Below are 13,316 nucleotides of genomic sequence, written 5' to 3'. Positions count from 1 at the left end.
CGAGAAAGTATTTGCGTCCGGTGCAATCATGTTCGCCGCATACAAGTACGTTCCACGCGCGCCGTTTGGAGGTTTTTTGCTGCTGTTCGGATTTGGAGTCGTGGCCGTTGGTGGATACGCAAGTAGAGCGCATATGCTGAAGATAAAACCGTTCGACAACAGCTACAAGAAGGCGCGCGACAGCTACAAAGTAAAGGACGACGAGCAAGATCAGTCGAGGTAGTTGCAGACGGCAGCCCCATGCACTGGAAAACGATCTGGCTCGCCACGTAAGACCATATGAAGTTCGAGACAGCCGCGCATCCAATCCGCTGATCAATTCGCAGGCGTTGGCACTGAACCGACGACGGATGCCGCACTCCCCCAAATCATCTAAAACAGCCCCAATTCCCCATACTTCCCACCATTTCTCCCGGGTGTATCCCACTGGTTTCCCACGCGACTTTCTACCTAAGATGAAGGAATCATGCGCGTAATTCGGTACCTGCACGCGCATGGAGGGAGGCAGTAGGCAGCGTCGGGACCGACGCCAGCGGATGTTCCCATCATGGATGCGAAAGTGTGCGCGTCCGCAGCCAGTTTTGCGACTGCAGCGACGCCAACGGGCGCGGCGGCAATGGCCGCGCGGACGGCGTCCGGCCGGCTTGGCCGAACCGCTTCGCTGCGCCACGCGTTTCTCGCAATCGTTTGCGTTCTGAGCGCTGCGCCCGCCATGCTCGCCGGGGCAACCGCCGATGCGGACGACCCGCCCGACACCGTACGTATCGCCGCCGTCGCGAGCCCCGCCGATTCCCTCGATCCCGCCATTTCGTCACACGACACGGCCGTGCGTCAGGTCGTGCTCGGCATCATCAGCTTCACGCACTGGCCGACGACGCCGGTGCGCCTGCATCTTTGCGTGACAGGCCGGCCCGACTACGCGCGCGGGCTGACCGACACGCTGCAGGCCGGCTCGACGCTGCTCGACGTGCAGCGCGTGCGCTTCGACGATCCCGCGCTCGGCACGGTCTGCGACGTCGTTTATCTCGGCACCCTGAGCGAAGACGAGAAAACACGGGTGAGAGTAGCGGTGGCCGGCCATCCGGTCCTGACGATCTCGGAGCACGATCCGTCCTGCACCGCAGGCGGCATGTTCTGTCTCAACGTCGACGGCGAACGCGTCACCTTCGACATCAATCTCGACGCCGTCGCGCGCAGCGGCGTGCGCGTGCACCCGAACGTCCTCAATCTCGCACGACGGCCGGTGGCGCCATGACACGGTCCGCACCCCCCGTTTCCGCTTCGCGCCTGCCGCGCCCGACGCTGCAAAGCGTGTTGCGACGCGCGCACTTGCGCCTCGCGTTCGTCGCCGTCGCGATGGCCGCTGTGTCGTTGATCGTCGTCGCCGTGATCGCGTTGCGTGCGTATGCCGGCAACAACCTGAACCTGCTGGCGCGCTCGCTCGGTTATACGGTCGAGGCGGCGCTCGTGTTCGGCGATCGCATCGCGGCGAACGAGGCGATCGGGATGATCGCCGGTGACGAGGACGTCGCGCAGGTAGTCGTCACCGACAGCAAGGGACAACTGTTCGCGACGTGGCAGTTGCCGGCCGGAAACGGGATCGCGCGGCTCGAGCGCACCGTCGCCGATGCGGCGCTGCCTGGGCCGGTTACCGCCGCGGTCACGCATGACGGCATCATCGTCGGTCACGTCGTCGTGCGCGGGCGCGGACATCAGTTCTTCGGCTTCCTGCTCGGCGGCGTCGGCGGCATTCTCGGCTGCCTCGCTTTCAGCGTGTTCGGTGCGTATGTCAGTTCGAAGCGTCTGCTGCGCGACATCGTTTCGCCGCTGCGCGCGCTGGCGGGCGTCGCGCACGCGGTGCGGCGCGAGCGTGCGTTCGGGCGGCGCGTCGAGTCCGCGGCGATCGCCGAACTGAACCAGCTCGGCGACGACTTCAACGCGCTGCTCGACGAATTCGAAGACTGGCAGAACACGCTGCGCGACGAGAACGCGTCGCTCGAGCACAAGGCGACGCACGATGCGCTCACCGGCTTGCCCAACCGCGTGCAGTTCGAATCGCGCCTCGCACTTGCGCTTTGCGATGCCACGTTGACGGGGCAGCGGGTCGCCGTCCTGTATCTCGACTGCGACCGCTTCAAGGAGATCAACGATTGTCTCGGTCACGACGCCGGGGACGCGGTGCTGATCGGCATCGCGTCGCGGCTGCGCGCGCGGGTGCGCGAGGCCGATCTCGTCGCGCGCCTGGGCGGCGACGAATTTGCGGTGATGCTGGCGGCGGTGCCCGAAGCGGGCAGCGTGTGCCGGATCGCCGACGAGATTTTGTCCGGCATGGCGCCGTCGATCGAGCTGTCCGACGGCCGCGTGGTGGCCACCATGATGAGTGCCGGCGTTGCGCTGTATCCCGATCACGCGTCGGACGCGAGCAGCTTGCTGCGCGCGGCGGATATCGCGATGTACCGCGCCAAGCGCGCGCGGCCGGGATCGTGGCGGTTGGCGGAGAGCGTTGCAGGGCCGGTGTGACGTTGATCGACTCGCGCTGCGGGCGAGGCCGCGGCGGCGGTTAAAAGAAGCGCTTGCAGCGCGGGCGCGATGGAAGGGGATGTGAAATGAACCACTCGTTTCCTGTGAGCATGGGGCGGATGTGCGTCGGGAGTGCGCTGCTGCTGTGCATGCTGCTGGCGGGCTGCAAGGCGCCGCCGCTTCATCGCGGGCTGACGCAGACGCAGGTCACGGCATTGAAGTCGGCCGGGTTCCAGGAGACCGGGCAGGGATTCGAGTTCGGCTCGATCGGGCCGATTCTGTTCGATTTCGACCGGTATAACCTCAAGCCGGATGTTCGGCGGATCGTCGAACGGATCGGGCGGACGTTGAGATCGGCGGGGATCAACGGGGTGCGGGTTTACGGGTACTCGGACGACGAGGGGGAGGCTGCTTACGATTTCGAGTTGTCGAGGCGGCGGGCTGAAGTCGTTGCCGTTGAACTGGTTGACGTCGGACTCGATGCGAAGCGGATCGCGATCGTCGGGAAAGGGAAGCGCGATCCGGTAGGGGATAACAAGACGCCGGCAGGGAGGGCGCAGAACCGGCGGGCGGCGATTGTGGTTTCGCCGCGGTGAGGAAAGTGCGCCGCGATCGCGATGACGCGACTGCCCACCGGTAGGCAGTATGTTCGTTCAAACACTGACCCCGGCATGAGGTCGGTTAGTTTCAACTGTTTCCTACCGTTGTCACGCAAACATCCGAGCATCCGTTGATCGTCGTGGTGTCCCGGGCTGTCCGGCTTATCGAGGTACGCAGCGGCACGGTTTTCATTGCCGACCGTCGCGCTGCTTGGCCGTGGACGACCTGCGTTCAGGCGCTCTGCTGCCGGTCCAGGTTTCAGTTTTAAGGGCCGGAAAGCAAACGTTTGCGGAAGACTTTCAAGCAGTCGGGTTTTACCCTACATTATCGAAGCCGCGGACCGGCGAACCGGCCGATGGAACCTGAGATCACACGCAAGGAACAAGAATGAGTTTCGCTCCGAACGGGGGTATTCCCACTGGATTGGGCGGCGGTGCGTTCGGCTCCCTGAGCGCGCTCGGCGGCCTTGCCGGCCCGGTTGCATCGAGTGTGGCCGGCAGCCTTGGGCCGCTCGCCGGCCTGGCCGGGCACGTCGACACCGTCCAGCGCGCGATGCAGCTCGCGCAGACCGGCTTCTCGCTGATGGACAAGACGCCCGGCGCGATTGCCGAAGCGATCAACGGCGCAGCCAACCCCGCGCGCCTGACCCAGCTCAACCGTTACGTCACGCTCGATACACCGCTCGGCCCGGATGTGCTGCTGGTCAGCGCGGCCGTCGTCGACGAGCACGTGAACCGCTTGCCGGAAATTCATCTCGACCTGCTGTCGCACCGCCATGACCTGCGCCCGGAGGATCTGATCGGCCAACAGGTCAAGATCCGCTTCGATCAGCAGGCGCGCCTGTCGACGCTCGAACGCGTCGTGGCGTCGGGTGCGGTCGAGGGCGATCGTTACTTCGACGGCTACGTCGCGTCGTTCGACCGCGCCGGCAACCCCGGGAACGTCACGCAATACCACCTGACGGCCGTGCCGTGGTTCTGGTTCCTGACGCGCTCGACCGATTGCCGGATCTTCCAGAACAAGACCGCCCAGGACATCCTCACCGAGATCTTCCAGGAACACGGTTTTTCCGATTTCTCGTTCGACATCCGGACGAGCCAGAAGCCGCTCGAGTACGTCGTGATGTACCAGGAGAGCTACTACAATTTCTGCGCGCGGCTGATGGAGCAGGAGGGGCTCGTCTGGACCCACCGCTACGAGAAGGACAAGCACTTTCTCGTGATCGGCGACACGAACCTGCTGTTCCGCCCGATCGACGGGCTCGCGACCGTGCCGTTCGCCTCGACCGAGGCCAGCGAGGACGGCGGCATCGACCAGTTGCACGAAGGCCGGCGCTTCGGCGTCGGCAAGGTCACGTTCCGCGACTTCAATCACCAGAATCCGTCGTCGCCGCTGATGCTGGTGGAGGCCGGGCCGCAAAACCTCAAGCACGCGCGGCTCGATGCGACCGAGCGGTTCGAGCACCAGTCGCTGTACGACCACGGCGACGACGGCAACCGCTACGCCCGTTTCGCGATGGAGGCCGAGGAGGTGCAGGCCCATCGCTATACCGGCGGCGGCTACGCGTGGCGCATGACGACGGCCGGCGCCGTCAACGTGGCGAATCACCCCGTCCTCGAAAACAATCAGGAATACGTGATCCTGCACGTGCGTCACGAGGCGGTGAACGACTACACGCAGCACAGCGCGAAGCTGCCGTACCGCAACAGCTTCGCACTGCTGCCGAAGAAGATTCCGTACCGTGCGCCGCGCGCGACGCCGAAGCCGGTGATTCACGGCACGCAGTCGGCGATCGTCGTCGGGCCGAAGGGCGAGGAAATTTATACGAACGGTAGCGCGGTGAAAGTGAATTTCCCGTGGGACCGGCGCGGCAAGAAGGACGGCTCGGATTCGATGTGGGTGCGCGTGTCGCAGCCGTGGGCGGGCGACGGTTGGGGCGCGGCCGCGATTCCGCGGATCAAGCAGGAAGTGCTGGTGGCGTTCAATCAAGGCGATCCGGATAACCCGGTGATCGTCGGCCGCGTGTTCAACGGCGAGCAGGGCAACCCGTACCACGGTGCCGCTGGCCAGACGATGGGGATCAAGAGCCAGACGCACAAGGGGCAGGGGTCGAACGAGATCCGCATGACCGATACGAACGGCATGCAGGAATTCTTCATGCACGCGCAGAAGGACATGAACACCGTCGTCGAGAACAACGAGACGCACAAGGTGATGGGACCGATGCGTACCGTCCTCGTGGCGACGGGCAGCGAAGAAAAGCAGATTCCGCAGGGCAACCTGACCGAGACGATCGCCGAGAAGCGCAGCACCACGGCGACTGCCGTCGAGGTGACGACGCCGGCGAAGGACGGTGGCGGCGGCACGCAGGTCTACATGGCCGAGCGCGGCATCCTGCTGAAGGTGCAGGACAGCTCGATCTCGCTCGCGCCCGAAGGCATCCGCCTCGAGCACAAGGGCTCCGTGATCCTGATGACCGACGACGGCGTGATGGTCAACGGACAGCGCATCGATCTCAACAAATAAGTCGAACGAAACCAGCCATGCACTACGCAATCCACGAAGGCACCTTCGAACTGCCGGACGCGGCGCTTGATCGCACGGTCAACATCCTCGTGATGAACGCCGGCCCCGGCGGCCTCAACCTCGTGATCGCCCGTGGGCGGTTGCGCGACGGCGAAGGTATCGATGCGTTTGTCGCCCGCGAATGGGAAGTGGCGTCGCGCGATGCCAAAATGCTCACCGAGAAGGCGCGCCGGCGCGTAACGGTGGCCGGCCGTTCTGGCATCCAGATCGACTCCACTCACGAGCGGGACGGCAGGCTCTGGCATCAGGTGCAGACCATGTTTGCGTCGGACGACGCTGGCCGCGTGCTGGTGATGACGTTGACCAGCGCGGCGCCGCTGACCGAAGAGCAGCAGGCGATCGCCGACCGTATGCTTGCCAGCTTCCAGCCGCGCGCGGCTCGACCGACCCTGCTTGGGACGGGTGACGCGTCGTGAGCGCGGAAAACTTCGCGGCCGCGCGCTTCGAAGATCCGATCCAGCACACGTCGTTCCTCGGTGAGCTTGTCGGCACGGTCGGATCGGTGGTCGGCGGCGCCATCGTCGGTGCATTGGTGGCGGAGGCGATGGAGGGATTGGTGTTCGCCGGTCTCGCTGCGCTCGAGATCGGCACGGCAGGGTTGGCGACGCCGCTGGTGATTGCGATCGGCGTAGGGGTGGCGGTCGGCTCGGGCGCGCTGATGGAAGCGAGCGGGATGAACGACGCCATCGACGACGGCGCGAAGGCTCTGGCCAATTCGATCGTGCCGCCCGAGATCAAAGGCAAGATCGCGAGCGGGTCGGGGAACGTTTACGTCAACAACAAGCCGGCGGCGCGGGCGGCGAAGCCGGGAGATCTCGATACCGTCGCGTGCACGGATCATCCTGGGCCGCAGATGATCGCCGATGGGTCGGGGAGCGTTTATATCAACGATCATCCGGCTGCGCGGGTTGGCGACAAGACGACTTGCGACGGGACGATTGCCGAAGGATCCGATAACGTTTTCATCGGCGGCGGCACGCAGCGGGTGCGGGACGTGAAGTCGGCGACCCGGCTCGGATGGCTGGGCGCGGCGCTGGGTATTGCGCTCGCGGTTTGCGGCCGCGGGAAGATGAGCTGGGGGCAGTTTCTGAAGAGCAAGGCACCTTGCCTCGCGATCAATTTTGCAGCCGGTGCCTTCGGTACGTGGCTCGGCAGTTTGGCGAGACCGTCCGCGGGCCACCCGGTCAATGTCGTTACTGGCGGCAAGATTCTCGACGGTACGGACGATACCGACTTCGCATTGCCCGGGCCGCTGCCGATCGTGTGGCGGCGCTTTTACAGCAGTCACGATGATCGTGCTGACAGCCTGTTCGGAACGGGCTGGAGCGTGCCGATCAGCGTTGAGCTGCAGCTTGCGCGTGAGCATGGCGTGCTCACGTCGATTACGTATTGGGACGAGCAGGGGCGCGACATCGTGTTCCCGGCCGTGCCGCCGGGCGAGAGCCATTTCAGCGTTCCCGAAGGCATTTATCTGATCTGTACCGCCGGCGGCCACTACGTGGTTGAGACGGTCGACGGTTTGTATCGCGATTTCGGCCGTGCTCGTAGCGATGCGGACAACGAGACGCTCAAGCTGTGGCGTCTCGAGGATCGCAACGGTAACTGGATCGAGGTGGAGCAAGAAGCGGCTGGTGAGGTTGTGCGGCCGGCCCGGCTGCATGACAGCGCTGGTCGCATGCTGACGCTGGTCTACGATCGATCGCAGCCGCGACGCATTGCCACGATCGAACTGACTCGTGGCGTGGACGGTGAGCAACCCGATACGCTGGTGCATTACGCGTACAACGATGCCGGCGAGTTGGTCGCCGTTACCGATCGCAGTGGCCATACCGGGCGACGATTCGCGTATGAACACGGACTGATGGTTCAGCACACGTTGCGCGGCGGCCTGCAGTGCTTTTATGGATGGCAGGGCGCGGGCCGCGACGCGCGTGTCGTGCGTCACTGGACCGACGACGGTGAGGCGTACACGTTCAACGCGAATCTTGCGCAGCGTTCGGTGACGATCACCGATCAGATCGGTCGCGTTACGCAGTGGACGTGGAACGAGGATCAGCAGCCGACCAGCCATACGGATGCCGAAGGCCATGTTTGGCGGTTCGAGTGGAATGCGATGCGGCAGTTGGTCAGTACGACCGATCCGGCCGGGCATACGACCCGCTTCGAATATGACGAGCGGGGGCGTCAGACGCAGCGTATCGATGCGCTGGGCCAGGTCGAGCGGACCGAATGGAACGCATACTACGACCTGCCTGTTGCGGAAACCGATCCGGCGAATTCGCGCTGGATCTACCGCTACGACGATCGCGGCAACCTGACGATGACGCGCGATCCGACGGGATTCGCGACCGAGTATCACCGGGATGAGCGCGGGTTGGTGCACACGATCCGCGATGCGCGTGGCGGGTACAAGTTCCTCGAATGGAATGGTCGTGCGCAGTTGACGGCGTACACCGATTGTTCCGGCAAAGTCACGCGGTTCGGTTATGACGCACGTGGCGCGCTCGCGCGTGTGACCGATGCGGCGGGCCAGTCCACCGTGTATGAAGCGGATGCGATGGGGCGGGTCACGGCGATTGGGACAGCCGATGGTGCTCGTCAGACGTTCCGATACGATGCGGCCGGGCGGCTTGTCGAGGTCGTCGATGCGAACCAGCGCAGCACGCGCTACGAACTCAATCCGCGTGGATTGCTGCTGTCCCGCACGGATGCGGCTGATCGTGTCGTGCGGTTCGGTTACGACGATGCGTTTCGGCTGGCGAGTCTGACCAATGAGAACCGCGAGACCTATCGCTTTCAGTATGACCGCCGCGATTTGCTGGTCGAGGAAGTCGGCCTCGATGGCCATAAACGCGGATACGAATATGACGCGTGTTGCCATGGCACGATCGTGCGGGGCGGACAGCTCGAGACTCGGTTCGAGCGTGACGCCATCGGGCGCCTGACGGCGAAGCAAGTCGCGCGTGAACGTTGCGAATATCTGTACGACAAGGCAAACCGAATCGCGTCGGCCGAGCTCCATACGCTAACTGCACGCGGTCCGTCGCTGAAGAATCGGGTCAATCTGAAATACGACGCGCGTGGAAATGTACTTGAGGAATACACGCCGACCGGTTGGCTCGCACACACATACGACGAGCTCGGCAACCGCGTCAGCACCACGATCTCGGGCGAGCGTACGATCGACTGGCTGCATTACGGCTCGGGACACGTACACCAGATTCGTGTCGACGGCGCTGCAGTTGCCGACATGGAACGCGATGATCTGCATCGGGAGGTACTACGAACGCAGGGCAAGCTGATCAGTCATTTCGGATATGACGCGGTTGGCCGTCGTGCGCGGCATGCTGCGCAGCGAGGCCGGGCGGCTGACAATCTGCTTGCGAAGCAGTGGCAATACGATGCAGCGGGCGACGTGATCCAGAAGCGAGATCAGCGTCATGGCACGACGAGCTATCAATATGACCCGACTGGTCGCATTGAACAGGCGGCGGGACCGGGGTTGCCGTCTGAAGTGTTTCGCTGGGACGCGGCGGCCAACCTGGTGTCGAGCGATCACCCCGGTGGATACGTCGAGCACAACCGGCTCAAGATGTTCGAGGACAAGCGCTTCGAGTACGACTCGTATGGACGATTGGTTCGCAAGCTGTGCGGCCACGGACCTGCCAAAGAGCTGGTTCTTGAATACGACGACTGGAGCCAGTTGAAGACCGTCGTGACGAAGGACCGCCTTGGCATCGCGACGACGCATTTCGAATACGACGCGTTCGGCCGGCGTATCCGCAAGCTAAATGGTGGTTACGCCAGTACGGATTTCCTGTGGGACGGCATGCGGCTCGTGCAGGAAACGTATCACGACCGTCAGGGCGAGGAAGCGCTGACGTACTTGTATGAGGCCAACAGCTACGTGCCGCTTGCACGGATTGATCAGGGCAAGCCGGCGGCTAACGATGCCAATGCACGGGACGCGGTCTACTATTTTCACAACGACGTTTCGGGGCTACCGGAGGAACTGACCGACGCCGACGGCGAGTTGATCTGGCAGGCTCGATACAAGGTTTGGGGTAACGCGGTGCAGGAGGAGTGGATCGCGCGGGCGTCAACCCGGCCGCAGCCAGCTTGGGGAGATGTTCAAGCGGCCGCACCAACGTCGACTCACGTGCCACGACCGCAGAATTTGCGTTTCCAAGGACAATATCTTGATCGCGAGACCGGGCTGCATTACAACACTTTCCGGTTCTACGATCCTGATATCGGGCGCTTCATCAACCCGGATCCGATCGGCTTGCTGGGAGGGACGAACCTCTATCGGTACGCTGCCAATCCGTTGGTGTGGATCGATCCGTGGGGTTGGGCATGCGGCGAACTTAGCGGTAAAGCACAGGAAGTTCACAATTTGGCGGGTGGCGGGGATGTGCGCTCAATACGGAATTCAACGGTATCAATCGTCGAAGCCAAGGTAGATGGCAAGCCACAACTATTTGCGGCGGGAAGTGGGGGACGGTTAAGTCCGGCACAACGGCAGGCACTTATGAAGATGGGCGTGCCAGAAGAAAACATCTTCTATGGTAAGAAGTCTATCGATGGCTTTGACAAGCTCGAAAACCATGCGGAGCGAATTATATTGCGTAATCTGCCTGAAGGTGCCGAAGTTAGTCGCTGGGGTATCTCTTGGGGCGGACTGCAACGAAATGCATCGTGTCCATCATGCCAGCCACATGTGGACCAAGCTGGTGGGATTTTTGATTAGGAGATGAGTATGTTAGATATCGAGGCGCATAAAAAATATCTCGAATCAGTTCTCGTTGGCGGGAAGCTCGATACCCTTGCCCGTTTTGGCGTGTGGTGCTGTTTTGGTCTTGCCCATGATGAGTCAATCTTCGAATTCCTTGCGAAGCAAGCAGGGGGAACAAGTACTCAAATCAAGCAACAAGTAGATAATTACTTGGGTCAGGTTTGGAATGGGAACGAAAATTCCAATCCGTTAAGCGATCTGGAGAAAGTTGATTGGGATCCTGATGCAATCGGAATGGAAGATGAAGCTGCGGCACAGGGGGCGACAGATTTGCTGGCAGGTCTGTCGTTTTTGGCAAAATGGTGCGCTGAACATAAGATCGAGAGGCTGGTTGCATGTGCCGAGGTTTTGATAAATCGAATCGACTACTTGGAGAGTTTTGAGATGATTGACGGGCATGTTCCGAATCCAGTAGATCATGAGATGAACGCGCAGAAGGATTTTTCCCGTGAACTAGTTGCAGGAGCGTTGGCTGATGGTGACAAGGTGAAATATCACGAGTGGTTGTTCAATCTTGGCACCCCATGAATCGTGAGCTCTACGAGCGAACGTGCAAACGATAGACCTGTTGATCGACCATAATAAAATCGTAGTTCGATCGAGGTCATACGATGAGGGTTTGACTCAATGGAGAACGTGCAACATTGATCAGGATGCAGTGTTGCACGCCGACTGCTTCATTTTCGATCCGCTTCCGGACGATGCATTCGATGCAAAAGTGTAGTTGCAGGTGGCGGACAGGTTCGAGATGGGACGAGCGGGCCACACGGTGCATTGTTGCAGGGATGCTTACCTTAGGGGCGAAAATGAGGTCATCCTCCACATGGTAGGATCAGGCACAGTTTCCACATGTCTATGGATTGAGAACAATGATGACAGATGCATACGGTGTGCGTCGGATCAAGGGCGATATTGTTGAAGCGATTTGCAAGAATCACTTTGCGGCGATGGGCTTTCAGATCGAGAGCGCAGGCGTGGAGCATTTCGCAACAAAGTTTGCTAATCGGTCTTCGCAGATGCGTGGCAATGCAGGTGGTAGCAACGTCAGCAAGATTCAGAACTACATTGGCCATCTACCGGATCTGCTGATTGGTCACGAGTCGTACGATCATCATTTCGTCGAGGCGAAATTTCGCGACAACATCTCAATCGAAGACTTCGCAAGGGAACTGCTGTGGGACTACCGCAAGCAGATCTTTGGGCGAGACTTCGATAGTGACACTTTTGGCACGATTACGCCGATGCAGTGGAAAGCGGAGACACATGCATATCACTTGCACAAGGACGATCGGGCACATCTTGCTAAGTTCATGGACATCTTGGTGCGAGGAGGGATCGACTCGTCATTGATCAGGGTGCCAGTGATGTTCTACGTCGTCATCAAGGAAAACAGGAAATTTTCCCTGTTCTTGATCCGCTTCAACGATGAGGACGGATGTTTCGAGATCCATCAGGCAGGTAAGGCTAACGAGATTGCTGCCGAGGATGTGGCCACCAAAGATTTCTTCGATCGCTTCGATAAATCTTATGCGGAAGTCGTTGCACCTGTCTTGCGTGAGGTGTTTTCGGCTGAGATCGATGAGATCGCACCGCCGCAGCTAGAGGCAACGAACACGGTACCGGTAGACTCCATTCTTGGCATCTGTTTGCGTGCGGCGCTCACTCTGAAGGAGAAGCAGCGGCACGGCGTCTATTTCGGCGAGCTGCTGAAACATCCCCCGATCGCGTCCTGGTTGCAAGACAAAAAGTTGCCAATCAACAAGGAAAACTTGCGGGTCGAGTTGGAGAAGTGCGGCATCGATGCAACGCCGACGACCTTTGAACTGGATGGCGAAAAGATTGATCTGAGTATCCGTACTTACGGCACGGAGTTCGACTTCTACATGAAGTGATCTTTTCGAATTATCCGTTTTTTCGCAACATAACAAAGATGACGCGAAGGGCTGCTTGCGGACTATGGGCAGGCTGCCGCGCTGCGCGAAATCGCGCAGCGAGCCGGGCAGGGCAGTCGCAATCGGCCGCCCCAACGCATCACCAGGCGATATTGCAAGACGACCGCGACGTCCTCGCACCGCCAGTAGCCGTGCAATGCGTACCCGCGCCGTTGTCGTAGAACGTACGCGTCTCCGGTTGCGGCGCCGACGGATCGAACGGATTCGGTGTACCGCGCGGACCACGCGCGGCATCGTACGGCCGCGTCGGCGTATACGAGCCGCCAACACCAGCCGGCCGCGAGCCGTTATCTCGCAGGTACTCGTTCCAGTTCTGCTCGCGCTGTTCATGTCCGGACAACGCGCGACCAAAACTGTCACTGCCACCCGCACCGAGCGCAACGCGGTTCGATGGCAATACAAACTCGGGTTCGTGTTCGGAAGAAGGCTGCGGCTCAAGCGTCTCGCCCGACACACGCACCGGCCGCGTATCCGGCGTATCGAACGGACTCCGCTCCACCGGCGCGACGTACTGCACGCGGTGTCGGCTCATACGTGCGGCATGCCCATCATCACGCACAGCAGCACGACGTTCCGAGCGAAACACATTGGCACCGGCCGACCGATCGGTCAGCGTATCGGGTCCTGAAGCGCCAGCGACGGAAACAGAAAACGCGCACGCAATCGCGGCGGCGGAAGACAAGCAGAAGGGATGATTCATCAGCGATCCAAAGCGGGTGATGTGCATTGAAAAAAAACGGCAGATCACTGGCTGGCGGCTGGACGACGGACGGGCGTCGAAGCGGCCCTGAGGCGACTGCGAAGCGCGGCGGGCGCGGCTCGCAGGAAGGCTGGCTGGATTGCAGAGGCGAATTCGTATTATT

The 13,316-nt window shown here is 61.3% G+C and carries 10 protein-coding genes; 9 read left to right on the top strand and 1 reads right to left on the bottom strand.

All coding sequences use genetic code 11. From position 1 onward, the window contains the following. Positions 1–28: 28 nt before the first annotated feature. The 9 genes from C4B30_RS05100 to C4B30_RS05060 all read left to right on the top strand — a co-directional run bounded on the left by C4B30_RS05100 (position 29) and on the right by C4B30_RS05060 (position 12,393). Positions 29–223, top strand: coding sequence for a hypothetical protein (locus C4B30_RS05100; protein WP_089502169.1), 195 nt, complete (start codon positions 29–31; stop codon positions 221–223). Positions 224–547: 324 nt separating this feature from the next. Further along, a complete protein-coding gene (locus tag C4B30_RS05095; RefSeq protein WP_089502168.1) occupies positions 548–1,255 on the top strand; it encodes a YfiR family protein in 708 nt (235 codons plus the stop codon). After that, the gene (locus C4B30_RS05090; RefSeq protein WP_105131919.1) at positions 1,252–2,520 is read left to right on the top strand and encodes a diguanylate cyclase domain-containing protein; all 1,269 of its coding nucleotides are present in this window, start codon (positions 1,252–1,254) and stop codon (positions 2,518–2,520) included. The genes C4B30_RS05095 and C4B30_RS05090 overlap by 4 nt, the downstream gene beginning before the upstream one ends. Before the next feature lie 86 nt (positions 2,521–2,606). After that, positions 2,607–3,116, top strand: a complete 510-nt coding sequence (locus tag C4B30_RS05085) for an OmpA family protein (RefSeq protein ID WP_089502166.1) — start codon at positions 2,607–2,609, stop codon at positions 3,114–3,116. A gap of 391 nt (positions 3,117–3,507) precedes the next feature. Next, on the top strand, positions 3,508–5,646 hold the full coding sequence (locus C4B30_RS05080; RefSeq protein WP_089502165.1) for a type VI secretion system Vgr family protein: 2,139 nt from the start codon (positions 3,508–3,510) through the stop codon (positions 5,644–5,646). A 17-nt stretch (positions 5,647–5,663) separates the two neighbouring features. Further along, positions 5,664–6,122, top strand: coding sequence for a DcrB-related protein (locus C4B30_RS05075; RefSeq protein WP_089502164.1), 459 nt, complete (start codon positions 5,664–5,666; stop codon positions 6,120–6,122). Beyond that, on the top strand, positions 6,119–10,456 hold the full coding sequence (locus tag C4B30_RS05070) for an RHS repeat-associated core domain-containing protein (RefSeq protein ID WP_234015384.1): 4,338 nt from the start codon (positions 6,119–6,121) through the stop codon (positions 10,454–10,456). Before C4B30_RS05075 ends, C4B30_RS05070 begins: the two co-directional genes overlap by 4 nt. Before the next feature lie 9 nt (positions 10,457–10,465). Further along, positions 10,466–11,029 (top strand): hypothetical protein, encoded by a 564-nt coding sequence (locus tag C4B30_RS35155; protein WP_143751677.1) that lies wholly within the window; start codon positions 10,466–10,468, stop codon positions 11,027–11,029. A 341-nt stretch (positions 11,030–11,370) separates the two neighbouring features. Continuing rightward, entirely contained in the window at positions 11,371–12,393 is a 1,023-nt protein-coding gene (locus tag C4B30_RS05060) for a hypothetical protein (protein ID WP_089502162.1), read from the top strand. 139 nt (positions 12,394–12,532) lie between these two features. Here the strand turns inward: C4B30_RS05060 and C4B30_RS05055 are convergent, their stop codons facing one another. Further along, a complete protein-coding gene (locus tag C4B30_RS05055; protein WP_089502413.1) occupies positions 12,533–13,180 on the bottom strand; it encodes a hypothetical protein in 648 nt (215 codons plus the stop codon). Positions 13,181–13,316: the final 136 nt, after the last annotated feature.

This window comes from Burkholderia sp. BE12 (assembly GCF_002959955.1).
In the GTDB taxonomy this organism is placed as follows: Bacteria; Pseudomonadota; Gammaproteobacteria; order Burkholderiales; family Burkholderiaceae; genus Burkholderia.
Note: the sequence above shows the minus strand (reverse complement) of the source record. Positions and strands in the feature narration are given on the sequence as shown.